Here is a 15455-nt window from a genome sequence, read left to right on the forward strand (position 1 = left end):
CCAAGCTCCACCTTAGCCGCCGCGCGCTCGCTGTCCAGGAGACGCGCTGATGTTCACCGGCATCATCGAAGGTGTCGGTGTGCTCGCCGATCGCCAAAGCCTGGGCGGAGACGTGCGCCTGCGCGTCGCCACCGGCAGCCTCGACTTCGCCGAACCCAAGCTGGGCGAAAGCATCGCGGTCAACGGCGTGTGCCTGACCGTGATTGCGTTCGGCAGCGACTGGTTCGACGCCGACGCCTCCACCGAAACCCTGGCCCTGACCACCCTGGGCGGCCTGCGCGACAACGCCATCCTCAATCTGGAACGTGCGATGCGGCCCAGCGATCGCCTCGGCGGACACTTGGTCAGCGGTCACGTCGACGGCGTCGGCCGCGTGCTCGACGTGCGCGAGGACGCGCGCGCGCAGCGCTGGCGTTTCGCCGCGCCCGCCGCGCTCACGCGCTACATCGCCAAGAAGGGCTCGATCTGCGTCGACGGCGTCAGCCTCACCGTCAACGAAACCGATGCGCAGGGCTTCGAGGTCGCGTTGATCCCGCACACCGTCGCCCACACCGCGTTCGCGCAGACCGCGGTCGGCGATGCGGTGAATCTGGAAATCGACCTGGTCGCCCGTTACGTCGAGCGCCTGCTGGGCCACGCACAGGAGACCGGCGCATGAGTTTCGCCAGCATTCCCGAACTGTTGGAAGAGATCCGTAACGGCCGCATGGTGGTGATCGTCGACGACGAGGACCGCGAGAACGAAGGCGACCTGATCATGGCCGCCGAACTGGTGCGTCCGTCCGACATCAACTTCATGGTCACCCACGCGCGCGGCCTGGTCTGCCTGTCGCTGATGCGCGAGCGCTGCCTGCAACTGGGCCTGGGCCCGATGGTGCGCGACAACACCTCCTCGCACCACACCAACTTCACCGTCAGCATCGAGGCCGCCGAGGGCGTCACCACCGGCATTTCCGCCTACGACCGCGCCCACACCGTGCGCACCGCGGTGCGTCCGGACGCCAAGCCCGCCGACCTCGCCCAGCCCGGCCACATCTTCCCGCTGATGTCGCAGCCCGGCGGCGTGCTCAATCGCGCCGGCCATACCGAAGCCGCCAGCGACCTGGCCATGCTCGCGGGTCTGGAGCCGGCCGGCGTGCTGGTGGAGATCCTCAACCCCGACGGCAGCATGGCGCGGCGGCCGCAGTTGGAGGCGTTCGCGGCCGAGCACGGGCTCAAGATCGGTTCGATCGAGGAGCTGATCCGCTACCGCCTGGCCACCGAGCACACCGTCGAGCGCGTCGACGAGCGCGAGATCGAGACCGAATACGGTCCGTTCCGTTTGATCAGCTACCGCGACCGCCTCAGCCATGCGCTGCATTTCGCGATGCTGCGCGGCCAGCCCGATCCGACCCTGCCGACCCTGGTGCGCGTGCACGTGCAGAACCCGCTGGCCGATGCGCTGCACTGGCGCCGCGCCGACTTCGGCCCCGCGGTCGGCGACGTGCTGGCCGCGATCGCGCGCGAGGAGCGCGGCGCGCTGGTGCTGCTGGGCGACGCCTCCGGCGCCGATGCGCTGCTGGCGCGGGTGCGCGAGCAGCCGGCCGCGCACGAGGCCGAACCGGTCGTCGCGCCCAGCCAGGGCCATACCCTGGCCGAATGGCGCCGCAACGGCGCCGGCGGCCAGATCCTGGCCGATCTCGGCCTGGCCCGTCTGCGCGTGCTCGGCACGCCCCGGCGCCAGGTCGGCCTGGCCGGCTTCGGGCTGGAGGTCGTCGAATACGTCGATCCGGCCGCGCTGGGCTGAGCCGCGGCGCCCGCGCATGCGTCCGTTCGCGGTCGCGTGCGCGCACCGCGGCGGTCGCGGCCGCCGATTCGTCGGCACTGGCCGCCCCAGCCGCTAAACTACCCCTTTCGTCCAGACGGTTCCCCCATGTCCCATTACGAAGGCGATCTGCGCAGCCCCGAAGGCGCGCGCTACGCCGTCATCGCCAGCCGCTGGAACCCGCGCATCACCGATACGCTGGTCGCCGGCGCGCGCCGTACCTTCGCCGAACACGGCGTCGCCGAGGACGCGATCGACGTGATCCGCGTGCCGGGCGCCTGGGAACTGCCGGTGGTGGCCGCGCGACTGGCCCGCGCCGGTTCGCACGCCGCGGTGGTCGCGCTGGGCTGCGTGGTGCGCGGCGATACCCGCCACTACGAACAGGTCGCCGACGGTTGTTCCGAAGGCCTGATGCGGGTATCGCTGGACTACGGCCTGCCGATCGCCAACGGCGTGCTGGCGGTGGAGCGTCACGAAGACGCCGAGGCCCGCGCTGGCGGCAGCCACGGCAACAAGGGCGAGGAGTGCGCATTGGCCGCATTGGAGATGGCCCACCTGCTCGCGCAGGCGCCGTTCGAGCAAGCATCACAGGAGCACAGCCGATGAACCGCCGCCGCCACGATGGCATCGATCCGGTCGCGCGTTCGCGCGCACGCCGCCGCGCGCTGCAGGCGGTCTACGCCTGGCAGTTGTCGGGCGCGCGCGTCGAGGACGTGATCGCCCAGTTCGCGCACGAACAGGCCCACGAAGTCGCCGACCTGATGTATTTCGAGGATCTGGTGCGCGGCGTCGACAAGTACCAGGAAGAACTGGACGTCGCGCTGGCGCCGTTCCTGGACCGCGACATCGAGCAGGTCGATCCGATCGAGCGCGCGGTGCTGCGCATCGCCGCCTACGAGCTGCGCCGCCGCCCGGACGTGCCGTATCGCGTGGTCCTCAACGAGGCCATCGAAACCGTGAAGCGTTTCGGTGCCGAGCACGGGCACACCTACGTCAACGGCGTGCTCGATCATGCCGCCGCCGATTGGCGCCCGGTGGAAACGCAGGCGCCGCGCACCAAATAAGCGCGACCTGCCGCGATGGCCGAATTCGACCTGATCGCGCGCATCCGCCAGCGCGTGGCCGCGCGCGACGACGTCGTGCTCGGCATCGGCGACGATGCGGCGGTGCTGCGCGTGCCGGCCGGGCGCGAGGTGGTGGTGGCGATGGACACGCTCAACAGCGGCGTGCATTTCCCCGACGAGACCGCGCCGGCCGATATCGGCTGGAAAGCCTTGGCCGTGAATCTGTCGGACCTGGCCGCGATGGCGGCCGAGCCGGCCTGGTGCACCTTGTCGCTGTCCCTGCCGCAGGCCGACGCGGGCTGGTTGGACGGGTTCCTCGACGGTTTTCTCGGCCTGGCCGCGCAGCACCGTGTGGCCCTGGTAGGCGGCGACACCACCCGCGGCCCGTTGTCGGTGTGCGTGACCGTGCACGGGCTGGTCGAACCGGGCCGCGCGCTGCGCCGCGATGGCGCGCGCGTGGGCGACACGGTATGGGTCAGCGGCAGCCTGGGCGATGCCGCGGGCGCTCTGGCGCAGTGGCGCGCGGGCGCGGCGATGGACGCCTTCCTGCGCGAGCGCCTGAACCGGCCGACGCCGCGCTTGGCCTTACTGCCCGCGTTGCGGCATGCGCACGCGGGCATCGACGTGTCGGACGGTTTGTTGGCCGATCTGGGGCATGTGTGCGCGGCCAGCGGTGTGGGGGCGCAAGTCGATCTGCCTGCGCTGCCCGCTACGGAAGCCTTGCGCGCGTGCTTCGACGACGCGACGCGGTATCGGCTGCAGGCCACAGGCGGCGACGATTACGAGCTGTGCTTCACCGCGCCGCAGGGCGCGCGCGAGGCGATCCTGCGCGACGCGACCGACGCCGGCGTGGCGGTTACCGCGATCGGCCGCGTGGTGGCGGGCACGGGCGTGTCGGCGTTCGATGCCGAGGGTTCGCCTTGGCAGAACGCGCGCACGGGGTACGACCACTTTGCCGCGTAGGCGGTCGAGGTTCGCATCGCGCATCGTCGCAACGCGCCTGCGCGCGCTTGCGCGACGATGCGGTTCGCCTGCGGCTCACCGCATCCTACGGCTCTGGCAACCGCGATGCCGTCGCTCTTCCTCCCCCTTTGAAAAAGGGGGATTGAGGGGGATTTGCTTTCGCGCGATGAAAATCAGTCGCGCACGGTCCGATACGCTCGCTACGAGCGGCTCCACCGAACCCTCAATCGATGCCGATGGTTCGCCTTGGTAGGACGCGCGCACGGGGTACGAGCACTTCGCCGCGTAGGCGGTCGAGGTTCCCATCGCGCATCGTCGCAACGCACCTGCGCGCGCTTGCGCGACGATGCGGTTCGCCTGCGGCTCACCGCATCCTACGGCTCTGGCAACCGCGAGGCCGTCGCTCTTCCTCCCCCTTTGAAAAAGGGGGATTGAGGGGGATTTGCTTTTGCGCGATGAAGATCAGTCGCGCACGGTCCGATACGCTCGCTACGAGCGGCGCTCCAACGCCCCCTTAATCCGGCAACAACTTCCCCGGATTGAGTATCCCCTGCGGATCGAACACCGCCTTGATCTGGCGCATCAGCGCCAAGGTCGGTGCGTCGATCGCCTGCGTCATGAAGTCGCGCTTGGCCAGGCCGATGCCGTGCTCGCCCGAGAGCGTGCCGCCCAAGGCCAGCGCCAGGCCGAACACCCGCGCCATCGCCGCGTTAGCGCGCGCGCTTTGGTCGGCATCGGCGGGGTCGTAGAGCAGGTTCACGTGCAGATTGCCGTTGCCGGCATGGCCGAAGCAGACGATGGGCAGAGCGAACTCGCGCGCCAAGGCCTGCACGCCATCGACCAGTTCCGGTATGCGCGAGACCGGCACCACCACGTCTTCGTTGATCTTGCCCGGCGCCAGCGTGCGCAGCGCCGGCGACAGCGCCTTGCGCGCGGCCCAGAGCTTTTCGCGCGCGGCCTCGTCGGCCGCGTCGTCCAGCGCCAGCAGGCCTTCGCCGGCGGCCGCGCGTTTCAGCGCTTCGATCGCCTGCGGCAAGGTGTCCGCATCGCCGTCGGCCTCGACCATCAGCAGCGCGCCGGCCTCGTGCGGCAGATCCGCGCCACCGACGTCGCGCGCGAGGCGCAAGGCGTCGCCGTCCATGAACTCCAGCATCGAGGGCGTCACCGGCTGCGCCATCAGGCGCGCCACCGCCAGCGCCGCCGACGAAACGTCGCGGTAGATCGCGCGCAGCGCGCGCCGCTGCGGCGCCGACGGCGTGAGCCGCAGGCTGGCCTCGACGATCAGCGCCAGTGTGCCCTCGCTGCCGACCAACAAGCGATGCAGGTCGTAGCCGGTCGAACCCTTGGTGGTCGCGGTGCCGCAGACGATGAGGTCGCCCGCGCCGGTGACCGCGGTGATCGCGAGCACGTTGTCGCGACTGGCGCCGTATTTGACCGCGCGCGGGCCGCCCGCGTTGCAGGCCAGATTGCCGCCGACGGTGCTGAAGGCGGCGCTGGTCGGATCCGGCGGCCAGAACAGGCCGTGCGGCTTGAGCGCGGTTTGCAGCTCGCCGTTGAGCACGCCGGGTTCGACCACCGCGCAGCGGTCGCCGGGGCGGATCGCGAGGATGCGGTTCATGCGCTCGAACGAGACCACCACGCCCGCCGCGACCGGCACCGAGGCGCCGGTGGTATTGGTGCCGCGCCCGCGCGCGACCACCGGCACGCGGTGCGCGCGACAAGCGCGTACCAGCGCCTGCACCTGCTCGCGCGTGCGCGGCAGCGCGACCGCGTCGGGCAGCGCCTCGCGGCGCGAATTGTCGTAGGCGTAGGCCAGTCGCTCGCCGGGGTCGGTGAGCCAGCCGTCGCCGAGCAGCTCGGCCAGCGTGCGCGCCAGCTCGACCGGCAGCGCGCTCATGGGCGCGTACCCGCGTTCCGGCGCGCCAGCCAGGCCAGCGGCGCCGCCAGCAGCAGGGTCGGCAGCCACACCCATTGGATCTCCGACCACAGCACATGCACACCGCGCAGACTGAAGAAACCGGCGCCGATCGGCGAGACCTCGATCGGCCGCCACGGCGCGAAGAGGCGCGCATCCGACCACGGCCACCATAGGGCGACGCCGAGCCCGCCGTCGGTGAACGCGTCCAGCAAGGGATGCGAAGCCACGCACAGCGCCAGCCACAGCGCCGCCCACAGCGGCGGACTGCGCAGCCAGCGGCTAACGAGCGCGCCCAGCGCGCCGACGGCGGCGGCGAACGCGAAGGAGTGGCTGGCGCCGCGATGGCCGAAATCGTCGGCGTAGGCGATGCCCAGCTTGAACGCGACCACGTCGGCGTCGGGCAGCATCGCCGCGATCGCACCGGCCACCAGCAAACGCCGGTCGACCCGGCGCGGGCCCAGGGCCCAGCCCAGCGCTAGCGGTACCACGGCATGGCTGATGACGGTGGGCATGCGGTGTCAGATCTCGTCGGCGCGGAAGGCGTCGCGCAGCCAGTGCAGGCGCGGGGCGGTGGGATCGCCGTCGGCTTCGATCACGTCGAAGCGGCAGGGCGCGTTGCGGTAGGCGCGGTGCGCGACGAGGAAGGCCTGCGCGGCCTGGACCAGGCGCCGGCGTTTGCCGATATCGACCGAGGCCGCGCCGCCGCCGAAGGCCGCGCTGCGGCGGTAACGCACCTCGACGAACACCACGCAGTCCTCGCGCGCGGCAGGGTCCAGCATCACCAGGTCCAGCTCGCCGAACCGGAAGCTGGCGTTGGCGGCGATATCGCGCAGGCCCTGTTCCAGCAAGTACGCGCGCGCGGCGGCCTCGACCGCCGCGCCGCGGCTGCGTCGGTCCGTCGGCGCGGCCATGCGGGCTGGCTTACTGGCGCGCCACGTCGCTCAGCGAAACCGCGACGCCGCTGCTGAAGGTCGACCACGCCGGCGTGCGCATCACGTTGCCGAAGCCGTCGATGCGCAGGGTGCCGGTGGCGCCGGTGATCTGACCGTCGGTGGCGGTCGCCATGCGTTCCAGATAGGCCGACAACAGCCAGGCGTCGTAGCCGAACGCGAACAGGCGCGCGGCCGGCCCGCGCGCGGTCGGCAGGGTCTGGCCGGCGGACGCCGCCGCCGGCAGGCCGCGCACGCCGCGGGTGGTCCAGGCTTCGGAGGGGAACACGATGCCGTCGAGCACGCGGTCCTGTTCCGGCTTGCCGGTGCCCGACAGCACATAGGAGGTCGCCACGCGCGGCTTGCCGCCCAGGCCGGCCAGGGCCAGCTTGGGCATCAGCGTGCGCGCCGAGGCGCCCTTGACCGCAAGGAAGATCGCATCGACGCCGCCTTCTTTATTGGCGAACGGTGCGAAGTCGGCGGTGCCTTCGCCGACCACGTCGCTGATCGCGGCGCCGCGCTCGTTCAGGCGTGCGCGCAGCGCGGCCACCGCGCGGTTCTGACCGTCGTCGCCGCCGCCGACCACCAGCACGCGGCGCGCACCGCGGCCGAGCAGGTAGTCGGCCGCCGCGATGCCTTCGTCTTCCGGCGACAGCGAGAAGCTGGCATTGCCGGACGGCGGCGCGACGCTACCGCGGTTGAGCGCGAGCACCGGCAAAGGCAGCGCGCCCTTACCGAACAGCGCGCTGACCTCGTCGCGGCCGAGCGGGCCGACCACGAAATCGTTGCCCTCGGCGGCGGCCTTGTCGTAGGCGGCCAAGGTGCCGCCGGCGGTGCCGAGGGTGTCGTAGAACACCACGTCCGGACGTCGGCGGTTCTCGCCGTAGTAGCCGGCGAGGAAGCCGTCGCGCACCGGCGAGGCGGCGGTGGCCAGGCCGCCGGACAGCGGCAGCAGCACCGCGATCTTGTTCGGCGGGCGGTAGCCATCGCTGTCGGCCGGCGGGCGGCTGGGATCGAGGCGCAAATTGCGGTCGAACGGGCGCGGCAGCGGCAGGCCGCGGCGCAGCAGGGCACGGCCTGCGTAGTTGTAGAGCGGGTCGCCGGCCGGCAGCGCCGCGGCTTCGCGGGCCAGGCTGTCGTTGTCGAGCTGATTGAGCAGGCGCTCGATCTGGCTGTCGTTCTCGCTGCGCGCCGCGCCGCTGAGGGCGGCGCCGTTGCGCGCCAGCTCGGCGGCCTGCATCACCAACGGATGGCCGGCGGTCCGCGCCGGCGCCGGGCCCGTTTGGGTGGCTACCGTGCCGCAGCCCGCCAGCGCGAGGCCCAGCGCCAGAGCGGCCAAGGCGAACCGCGCGCCGCGCCAGCCGACCCGGCCGGCAGCGGTAGGCGTGAGGGGGGATCCTGCGATCTCGAGCTGAAGGCGCATCGGCTTGCTTCCCGCCGCGACGCGGCGTTCCTTGGGGGACCGGTTAGGATTCTACCCGGCCCCGACACGGAAGCACGATGCACAGCCCCGGCACCCTTCACATCGTTGCGACCCCGATCGGCAACCTAGGCGACCTGTCGCCGCGCGCGCTGGAGACCCTGCGCGGAGTGGCCGCGATCTGCGCCGAGGACACCCGCCACACCCGTCAGCTGCTGTCCCACTTCGGCCTGGAGCGGCCGCTGCTGGCCCTGCACCAGCACAACGAGGACGCCCAGGCCGCGCAACTGATCGCGCGCCTGCAGGCCGGCGACTCGCTGGCGCTGGTGTCCGACGCCGGCACGCCCCTGGTCAGCGATCCCGGTTTCCGCCTGGTGCGCGCCGCGCGCGCGGCCGGCATCCGGGTCTCGCCGGTGCCCGGCGCCTGCGCCGCGATCGCCGCGCTCAGCGTGGCCGGGTTGGCCTCGGACCGGTTCGCGTTCGAAGGCTTCCTGCCGGCCAAGGCGTCCGCGCGCCGCGAGCGCCTGAGCCGGCTGGCGGCCGAACCGCGCACCTTGCTGTTCTACGAATCCGCGCATCGCATCGAAGAAGCCTTGGCCGACATGGCCGCCGCGTTCGGCGACGAGCGCCCGGCGGTGCTCGCGCGCGAGCTGACCAAACTGTTCGAGACCGTGCTCGACGGCAGCCTGGCGCAATTGCGCGAACGCGTCGCCGCCGATCCGAACCAGCGCAAGGGCGAGTTCGTGGTGATGATCGAAGGCGCTGGCGAAGACGCCGATGCGCAGATCGTCGAAGGGCGGCGGCTGTATGCGAAGCTGACCGAATACTTGAAGCCGTCGCAGGCCGCCAAAGTGGCGGCAGAGCTCAGCGGAGCATCGCGCAAGATGCTATACGGCGGCGATTGAGCGATCGGCGGGCGGTCTCGCAGTACCGCGCCCTGTATGCGGCGCGACCTTGCATTCGAGCTGCCGACGAGTTGCGCCGATGCTGGCCGCAGCGAAGGCTTGTTCGCTTTCGCGGGCGGCTAATCCGCTTGCGTCGGGCGCGGGTGCAGCAGCGCGGCGACCAATCGACCCATCAGTTGCGGGCCGGCTAGTACCTGGAAGCTCCAGATGTCTTCGGACACGAAGATCGGCAGGCCGTTGAGCAGGATCACCCGCTCGCCGCCGTCGATACCGTACATCTGCTCCAGGTCGGTTTCGGTTTCGCGGATCGAGCGATACGCCGGCCAGAAGGCGTCACGCAAACGCTGTTCGGTCCAGTCGGGCAGGCGCTGGGCCAGGTCCTGGGCGCCGATCAGGCCGTGACGGCGCAACATGCCCAACGGATACAGCGGGTAATGGTCTTCCGGGTCGTCGCTATGCATGGGTTCCAGCCGATCCTTACCTGAGCGCGCGCTTTGTGCGTTTTCGCCAATTTAGCCCCGCCGCGTCGGCGCGGCGTCCCACGTGCGACAATACGCGCGGCGGAGTCGGCCAGGCAGTCGCGTCATCGGATCGCAAGATCGGGTGCCGAGGAAAGTCCGGGCTCCACAGGGCACGGTGCCAGGTAACGCCTGGGCGGCGCGAGCCGACGGAAAGTGCAACAGAGAGCAAACCGCCGAACGGCGTCGCAAGACGCGCGTGGTAAGGGTGAAACGGTGCGGTAAGAGCGCACCGCGAGTCCGGTAACGGACCGGCACGGCAAACCCCACCGGGAGCAAGGCCAAATAGGGAGACTATGCCGCGGCCCGCGGTGTCTCCGGGTAGGCTGCTTGAGCGTAACGGCGACGTTGCGCCTAGAGGAATGACTGCTCACGACAGAACCCGGCTTATGGCCGGCTCCGCCGCTTTTTTAGACGCCAGTGGCGTCTAAAAAAGCCCCAAAGTTTTCGTAGAAAACTTTGGGCCCCAGGCCTCTTCTTCCAATCCCCGCCGCTTCGCGGCGCCCCCTTACTAAGGGGGGCATTTCGTGCTGCGCACGAAATCCCTAACTTGCTGCGCAAGTTCGGGCCCCGCTATGTGCCTCCAATCCCCGCGGCTGTCGCCGCGCCCCCTTACTAAGGGGGCTCTCCATATCGAGCGGCGTCGCTGTGGTCGCTTCCTGTGGGAGCGGCGTGAGCCGCGATGTATTTCGTGCTGCGCACGAAATCCCAAACTTGCTGCGCAAGCTCGGGCCCCGCTATGTGCTTCCGATCCCTGCCGCTTCGCGGCGCCCCCTTACTATGGGGGGAGCATTTCGTGCTGCGCACGAAATCCCAAACTTGCTGCGCAAGTTCGGGCCCCGCTATGTGCCTCCAATCCCCGCGGCTGTCGCCGCGCCCCCATACTAAGGGGGCTCTCCACGTTGTGGCGATGGCGGGGGCATTTGTACGTTTTATGGCTTGCGATTTTGCTCCCTCTCCCGTTTACGGGAGAGGGTTGGGGTGAGGGCACGCGGGGCATCGGGTTCGCGCCGAAATTCTCGTTTCGCGCGCTCTTTGTTTCGCGCATGCGCAGCGAAAAATCGGCATGCGGATTACTTCGCCAAACCGATCTGCTTCATGAAGGCCTGGTTGTCCCAGAACAGCCCCTTGCTATCGAGCCGCGACGCCGTAGGCGGCAATGAGCTGCGCTTGCCTTATTCGTCCTCGCGGACGTGCAACTGCGCGATGGCCGAGTCCTTGAGGGTTCCGGGTTCCTTCTTAATCCTCCCGGCCTCCAGCGACATCATTGCGTAGATGATCGGGCCAACGGCGCGCCTGTCGGCGTTGCCCGGCGCACCCACGTACCGGAACAGTCGCGGCTTCTTGTTCGGATTGTTGGGCACCCACACGCCGCCCTGCGTCTGGATGACTTGTCCGTCGCCGAGGAAGTTGACCAGCCGGAAGCAACCCTCGGGGCCGATGAAATAATCGCCGGACGAATCCCGGTGCGCGACGCGGTAGGTGCATGCGCCCAGCGTGATGTTGGACGGCTGCCCTTTGTCGGTGAAGTAGTCCTGGGCGACGACGTCCTGCTCCAGGGTGAAGTAGCGCTTCGCGGCCTCGGCCGGCGCGGGCTTCGGTGGGCGGGCGTGACCGACGCCGAGGCTCGCGCATAAGACGATCAGAAGCAGCATCCATTTCATGTAGCGATCCCCAGCACCTGCGCCGACAGCGCCGTGAGCTTAGTAGCGCGCCCCGAGATTGTCGCGGGCGTGGCCGCGTGCCCCTAATCAGGATTCTGGCGCGGCGCGCTGGCGTTGGCAGGTCGGCCCCGGATCGCCCGGCTCATCGTCCCAATTTGAGTGTTGCGGCGCAGCAGGCTGGCTGCCGGGCGGCCGCAGATTGCGACGGCGGTCAAACTAATCGCCAGAATCTCAAAATATGAGACGAAACAAAGGTTAGTGGATAAGTCTTGAATAAAACTCTGAAGATTGCCGCAAGCCATTGATGCGCCTAGCGAAATTCCGTCTCAAAAGTTGTTGACAACCTTGTGCGCAGTGCTAAGGTGGGCATCCGAGGGAAAACCGGGTTTTTTGTGGTTTTTTCGGAGGCCTTGGCCGCCGGTTGGCGGCCAGTACGCAGGTGATCCGTCGCGAGGCGGACCTAACCAGGCGACCCATCCGGTAGAGAGGGGCGCCGCACAAGGTGGGCAATGTTCCAGGGCGAAACCGCCATCACGATCGACGACAAGGGCCGGCTAGCGGTGCCCACCGCTTACCGGGACCTTGTCGCGCGCGATTGCGGCAACCGTCTGGTCATCACCTACAACCCGTTCGAGGCCGGCAGCCTCTATCTCTATCCGCTGGCGATCTGGGAGCGCGTGCGCGACCAGGTCAACGCCCTGCCCAAGGCCAAGAAGGTCAACCGCAACATCCAGCTCAAGCTGGTCGGCGCGGCCTCCTTTGTCGAGCTCGACGGCAACGGCCGCATCACCGTGCCGGCCAGCCATCGCGCCGCCGTGGGCATAGAGAAGAAGGCCGTGCTGCTGGGCATGGGCGACAAATTCGAGTTGTGGAGCGAGCAGGCGCATCACGCCCAGATCCGTCAGACCATTACCGACGACGATCTGAGCGACGAGCTGCTCGACCTGCAGCTGTGACGGGCGGTGGCATGGAGCGCCCGGGTGCGCGGTCCGGCCACCTCCCCGTGATGTATCGGCAGGTCCTGGACGGCTTGCGCATCGACGGGAGTGGGACGTACCTGGATGGCACGTTCGGCCGTGGCGGTCATGCGCGCGGCGTACTCGATCAACTCGGCGCCGGAGGCCGGCTGCTGCTGATGGACAAGGATCCCGAAGCGATCGCCGTCGCCGAACGCGAGTTCGGCGCCGATCCGCGCGTGGCGATCTTCCGCGGCAGCTTCGCCCAGCTCGCGCATTGGGATGCGGCCGAGTCCGGTCTGGACGGCGTGCTGCTGGACCTGGGCGTGTCCTCGCCGCAGTTGGACGTGGCCGAGCGCGGTTTCAGCTTCGGCAAGGACGGTCCGCTGGACATGCGCATGGACCCCGACAGCGGTGAGAGCGCGGCCCAGTGGCTGGCGCGCGCGGACGATCGCGAGATCGCCGATGTGCTGTGGACCTACGGCGAAGAGCGCCAGAGCCGGCGCATCGCGCGCGCGATCGTCGCCCGTCGCGGCGAGCAGCCGCTGACCCGCACCGCCCAGCTGGCCGACCTGATCGCCTCGGTGGTGCCGCGCGGCGGCGACAAGATCCATCCGGCCACGCGTAGCTTCCAGGCCATCCGCATCCACATCAATCGCGAGCTGGCCGATCTGGAGACCGGGTTGGACGGCGCGTTGGCGCGGCTCAAGCCCGGCGGCCGCCTGGCGGTGATCAGCTTCCATTCGCTGGAGGACCGCATCGTCAAGCAGTTCATCCTGCGCCACAGCAAGGCCCCGCCGGCCAACCGGCGCATGCCGATCGAGATCGCGTTCACGCCGACCCTGCTGGCGGTTGGCGGCGCCCAGAAGGCGCTGGACGAAGAAACCGCCGACAACCCGCGCGCGCGCAGCGCGGTGCTGCGCGTGGCCGAGAAGCTGGGAGAGCGGGAAATCGGGAATCGGGAATCGGGAATCGGCACGGCGAAAGCCCAAGCCGCTGACGATGTGCCCGGGGCCTTGCTTGTCCGATTCCCGATTCCCGATTCCCGACTCCCGGCGCCACCGGCGGGAGGCGCCCAGTGATGCGCCTGCTCGTGACCGTGCTGGTGGTGGCCAACGTGGCCTCGGCCCTGGCCGTGGTCTATGCGCGCCATCAGCACCGCCAGTACTTCGTCCAGATCAACAAGCTCGACCGCGAGCGCGACGAGCTCAACATCGAATTCGGCCGCCTGCAGCTGGAGCAGGCGACCTGGGCCGAGAGCAATCGCATCGATCAGGTCGCGCGCGATCGCCTGGGCATGAAGTTCCCGGAAGGCGTCGAAACCGTGGTGATCAAGCCATGAGCGGCCGGCGCGACGACCACCGCAGCGGCCCGCTGGACCGCCTGCTGGGCGAGCGCGGCAAGCGCCAGGGCCCGTATTCGCGCGGCCCTTCGGATCGCGGCGCGGGCAAGCCGCGCGGGCGCGCGCGCTTCGACCTGCGCAATCGCCTGCTGATCGTCGGCGGCACTCTGGGCCTGTGCGCGCTGGCGCTGGTCGGGCGCGCGTTCTATCTGCAGGTGATCGGCAACGATTTCTACCGCCAGCAGGGCGACGCGCGCGCGCTACGCGAGATTCCGATCCCGACCTCGCGCGGCATGATCACCGACCGCAACGGCGAGCCGCTGGCGGTGTCGACGCCGGTCGAGTCGATCTGGGGCAATCCCAAGGAACTGTTGAAGAACCCGGCGCGCCTGCCGGAGCTGGCGGCGGCGCTGGGCGTGCCCACCGATTACCTGACCCGCAAGCTCAGCCAGCGTTCGGGCAAGGAGTTCTTGTACCTCAAGCGCCGGATCAATCCGGACGAGGCCCACCGCATCCTCGCGCGCAAGATCCCGGGCGTGTTCTCGCAGCGCGAGTTCCGTCGCTTCTACCCGCAGGGCGAAGCGATGGCGCACGTGCTGGGCTTCACCAATATCGACGACCGCGGCCAGGAAGGGCTGGAGCTGGCCTTCGACGACTGGTTGCGCGGCAAGCCGGGCGCCAAGCGCGTGATCCGCGACGGCGCCGGCCGCATCATCGAGAACGTCGATCTGGTCAAGTCGGCCGAGCCCGGCCACGACCTGACCCTGACCATCGACCGTCGCATCCAGTACCTGACCTACCGCGAACTGCGCCGCGCCCTGCTCGAGACCGGCGCCAGCAGCGGTTCGGCGGTGGTGCTGGACGTCGACACCGGCGAGGTCTTGGCGATGGCCAACCTGCCGACCTACAACCCGAACCTGCTCGGTTCCGGCAACCCCGACACCCATCGCAACCGCGCGGTCACCGACGTGGTCGAACCGGGTTCGACCATGAAGCCGATCACCATCGCGGCGGCCCTGCAGTCGGGCCGGGTCACCCCCAACACCATCGTCGATACCCGCCCGGGCTCGATGCCCAACGGCCGTTACCGCATCAACGACACGCACAACTACGGCGTGCTGACGGTTACCGGCGTGATCACCAAGAGCTCCAACGTCGGCGCCGCCAAGCTCGCGCTGCCGTTGCCGAACGACTACTACTATCAGTTCGTGAAGGGCTTCGGTTACGGCCGCAAGCCCGAAAGCGGCTTCCCGGGCGAATCCTCTGGCGTGCTGATGCCGCCGGACCGCTGGAGCGGCACCACCAAGGCGACCATGTCCTACGGCTACGGCCTGTCGGCGACGCCTCTGCAGATCGCGATGGCCTACGCAGCGATGGCCAACGGCGGCAAGCTGATCGCGCCGACCTTCGTGCGCGGCCAGCGCAACGAGCCGCAGCAGGCGATGGATCCGAAGGTCTCGGCTGAGGTCATGCGCATGATGCAGACCGTGACCGAGCCCGGCGGCACCGCCAAGGCCGCGGCGATCCTGGGCTACCACGTCGCCGGCAAGACCGGCACCGCGCGCAAATTCAGCGGCACCGGCGGTTATTCCAACAAGTACATCTCGCTGTTCGCCGGCGTGGTGCCGGTCAAGCGTCCGCGTTTCGCCATGACCGTGGTCATCAGCGAGCCGGATCCGTCGATGCGCGGCTATTACGGCGGCTCGGTGTCCGGCCCGGTGTTCCGCAACGTCATGGACGGCGCCCTGCGCCTGATGGACGTGGCGCCCGACGACATCGACACCTGGCTGGCTGCGCAGTCGGCAGCCGAAGCCAAGCGGCTCAAGGCCAACGGCGGCAAGCCCAGCGGCCCGGTGCTGCCGATCGACGCCGAAAGCGTGAGCGAGAACATCGAAGAATTGCCCGCCGATCTGCCGCCGGTGGCGGCGGGCGCGGTCGCGCCGCTCGGAGCCGGGCGATGAACGCCGCGCGCC

The 15455-nt window shown here is 69.5% G+C and carries 15 protein-coding genes, 1 other RNA gene and 1 pseudogene; 11 read left to right on the forward strand and 6 right to left on the reverse strand.

Going from position 1 to position 15455, the window contains the following annotated elements; all coding sequences use genetic code 11:
- Nucleotides 1-49 precede the first annotated feature (49 nt).
- The 5 genes from ASE35_RS10480 to thiL all read left to right on the forward strand — a co-directional run bounded on the left by ASE35_RS10480 (nt 50) and on the right by thiL (nt 3830).
- Nucleotides 50-658 (forward strand): riboflavin synthase, encoded by a 609-nt coding sequence (locus ASE35_RS10480; RefSeq protein ID WP_057163801.1) that lies wholly within the window; start codon nt 50-52, stop codon nt 656-658.
- On the forward strand, nt 655-1785 hold the full coding sequence (gene ribB / locus ASE35_RS10485; RefSeq protein ID WP_056179126.1) for a 3,4-dihydroxy-2-butanone-4-phosphate synthase: 1131 nt from the start codon (nt 655-657) through the stop codon (nt 1783-1785). Before ASE35_RS10480 ends, ribB begins: the two co-directional genes overlap by 4 nt.
- A 126-nt stretch (nt 1786-1911) precedes the next feature.
- Nucleotides 1912-2409, forward strand: a complete 498-nt coding sequence (ribH, locus tag ASE35_RS10490; RefSeq protein WP_056179129.1) for a 6,7-dimethyl-8-ribityllumazine synthase — start codon at nt 1912-1914, stop codon at nt 2407-2409.
- Complete coding sequence (nusB, locus tag ASE35_RS10495; protein ID WP_057163802.1) at nt 2406-2867, forward strand: transcription antitermination factor NusB; 462 nt, start codon at nt 2406-2408, stop codon at nt 2865-2867. The genes ribH and nusB overlap by 4 nt, the downstream gene beginning before the upstream one ends.
- Nucleotides 2868-2882: 15 nt before the next feature.
- Nucleotides 2883-3830: a thiamine-phosphate kinase gene (gene thiL, locus ASE35_RS10500; RefSeq protein ID WP_057163803.1), complete on the forward strand. Its 948-nt coding sequence runs from the start codon at nt 2883-2885 to the stop codon at nt 3828-3830.
- Between the two features lie 514 nt (nt 3831-4344).
- Here thiL and ASE35_RS10505 read toward each other — a convergent pair.
- The 4 genes and pseudogenes from ASE35_RS10505 to ASE35_RS10520 form a co-directional block, all read right to left on the reverse strand.
- On the reverse strand, nt 4345-5727 hold the full coding sequence (locus ASE35_RS10505) for an FAD-linked oxidase C-terminal domain-containing protein (RefSeq protein WP_057160494.1): 1383 nt from the start codon (nt 5725-5727) through the stop codon (nt 4345-4347).
- Entirely contained in the window at nt 5724-6260 is a 537-nt protein-coding gene (locus ASE35_RS10510; RefSeq protein WP_057160495.1) for a metal-dependent hydrolase, read from the reverse strand. The genes ASE35_RS10505 and ASE35_RS10510 overlap by 4 nt, the downstream gene beginning before the upstream one ends.
- A 6-nt stretch (nt 6261-6266) precedes the next feature.
- On the reverse strand, nt 6267-6659 hold the full coding sequence (locus ASE35_RS10515; RefSeq protein WP_056179147.1) for a YraN family protein: 393 nt from the start codon (nt 6657-6659) through the stop codon (nt 6267-6269).
- Between the two features lie 10 nt (nt 6660-6669).
- Nucleotides 6670-7938, reverse strand: a pseudogene (locus ASE35_RS10520) (penicillin-binding protein activator); the annotation flags it as partial.
- Between the two features lie 239 nt (nt 7939-8177).
- Here ASE35_RS10520 and rsmI point away from each other — a divergent pair.
- Nucleotides 8178-9002 carry a 16S rRNA (cytidine(1402)-2'-O)-methyltransferase gene (rsmI, locus tag ASE35_RS10525; protein WP_057160497.1) on the forward strand — a complete coding sequence of 275 codons (825 nt, stop codon included), beginning with the start codon at nt 8178-8180 and terminating at the stop codon, nt 9000-9002.
- Between the two features lie 119 nt (nt 9003-9121).
- Here the strand turns inward: rsmI and ASE35_RS10530 are convergent, their stop codons facing one another.
- Nucleotides 9122-9463: a hypothetical protein gene (locus ASE35_RS10530; protein WP_057163804.1), complete on the reverse strand. Its 342-nt coding sequence runs from the start codon at nt 9461-9463 to the stop codon at nt 9122-9124.
- 101 nt (nt 9464-9564) lie between these two features.
- Between ASE35_RS10530 and rnpB the strand changes: the two genes are divergently transcribed.
- Nucleotides 9565-9925: RNase P RNA component class A (gene rnpB, locus ASE35_RS12540), an RNA gene on the forward strand.
- A 770-nt stretch (nt 9926-10695) separates the two neighbouring features.
- On the opposite strand, the gene ASE35_RS10535 is transcribed toward rnpB, so the two are convergent.
- Nucleotides 10696-11184, reverse strand: a complete 489-nt coding sequence (locus ASE35_RS10535; RefSeq protein ID WP_057160501.1) for a hypothetical protein — start codon at nt 11182-11184, stop codon at nt 10696-10698.
- Nucleotides 11185-11693: 509 nt separating this feature from the next.
- Between ASE35_RS10535 and mraZ the strand changes: the two genes are divergently transcribed.
- Genes mraZ through ASE35_RS10555 form a run of 4 tightly spaced genes read left to right on the forward strand, consistent with a single transcriptional unit; the run spans nt 11694 to nt 15443 of the window.
- Nucleotides 11694-12140, forward strand: coding sequence for a division/cell wall cluster transcriptional repressor MraZ (gene mraZ, locus ASE35_RS10540; protein WP_057160503.1), 447 nt, complete (start codon nt 11694-11696; stop codon nt 12138-12140).
- A gap of 11 nt (nt 12141-12151) precedes the next feature.
- Nucleotides 12152-13222, forward strand: coding sequence for a 16S rRNA (cytosine(1402)-N(4))-methyltransferase RsmH (rsmH, locus tag ASE35_RS10545; protein ID WP_057163805.1), 1071 nt, complete (start codon nt 12152-12154; stop codon nt 13220-13222).
- Entirely contained in the window at nt 13219-13482 is a 264-nt protein-coding gene (gene ftsL, locus ASE35_RS10550) for a cell division protein FtsL (RefSeq protein WP_056179165.1), read from the forward strand. Before rsmH ends, ftsL begins: the two co-directional genes overlap by 4 nt.
- Complete coding sequence (locus ASE35_RS10555; protein WP_082611225.1) at nt 13479-15443, forward strand: penicillin-binding transpeptidase domain-containing protein; 1965 nt, start codon at nt 13479-13481, stop codon at nt 15441-15443. Before ftsL ends, ASE35_RS10555 begins: the two co-directional genes overlap by 4 nt.
- Nucleotides 15444-15455 lie beyond the last annotated feature (12 nt).

Source organism: Lysobacter sp. Root916 (genome assembly GCF_001429785.1).
Lineage (GTDB): Bacteria > Pseudomonadota > Gammaproteobacteria > Xanthomonadales > Xanthomonadaceae > Lysobacter.

What these genes read in the sequence shown, in the direction of transcription:
- ASE35_RS10480 (WP_057163801.1), top strand. Translation starts at nt 50, where the DNA reads ATGTTCACCGGCATCATCGAAGGTGTCGGTGTGCTCGCCGATCGCCAA.
- ribB (WP_056179126.1), top strand. Translation starts at nt 655, where the DNA reads ATGAGTTTCGCCAGCATTCCCGAACTGTTGGAAGAGATCCGTAACGGC.
- ribH (WP_056179129.1), top strand. Translation starts at nt 1,912, where the DNA reads ATGTCCCATTACGAAGGCGATCTGCGCAGCCCCGAAGGCGCGCGCTAC.
- nusB (WP_057163802.1), top strand. Translation starts at nt 2,406, where the DNA reads ATGAACCGCCGCCGCCACGATGGCATCGATCCGGTCGCGCGTTCGCGC.
- thiL (WP_057163803.1), top strand. Translation starts at nt 2,883, where the DNA reads ATGGCCGAATTCGACCTGATCGCGCGCATCCGCCAGCGCGTGGCCGCG.
- ASE35_RS10505 (WP_057160494.1), bottom strand. Translation starts at nt 5,727, where the DNA reads ATGAGCGCGCTGCCGGTCGAGCTGGCGCGCACGCTGGCCGAGCTGCTC.
- ASE35_RS10510 (WP_057160495.1), bottom strand. Translation starts at nt 6,260, where the DNA reads ATGCCCACCGTCATCAGCCATGCCGTGGTACCGCTAGCGCTGGGCTGG.
- ASE35_RS10515 (WP_056179147.1), bottom strand. Translation starts at nt 6,659, where the DNA reads ATGGCCGCGCCGACGGACCGACGCAGCCGCGGCGCGGCGGTCGAGGCC.
- rsmI (WP_057160497.1), top strand. Translation starts at nt 8,178, where the DNA reads ATGCACAGCCCCGGCACCCTTCACATCGTTGCGACCCCGATCGGCAAC.
- ASE35_RS10530 (WP_057163804.1), bottom strand. Translation starts at nt 9,463, where the DNA reads ATGCATAGCGACGACCCGGAAGACCATTACCCGCTGTATCCGTTGGGC.
- ASE35_RS10535 (WP_057160501.1), bottom strand. Translation starts at nt 11,184, where the DNA reads ATGAAATGGATGCTGCTTCTGATCGTCTTATGCGCGAGCCTCGGCGTC.
- mraZ (WP_057160503.1), top strand. Translation starts at nt 11,694, where the DNA reads ATGTTCCAGGGCGAAACCGCCATCACGATCGACGACAAGGGCCGGCTA.
- rsmH (WP_057163805.1), top strand. Translation starts at nt 12,152, where the DNA reads ATGGAGCGCCCGGGTGCGCGGTCCGGCCACCTCCCCGTGATGTATCGG.
- ASE35_RS10555 (WP_082611225.1), top strand. Translation starts at nt 13,479, where the DNA reads ATGAGCGGCCGGCGCGACGACCACCGCAGCGGCCCGCTGGACCGCCTG.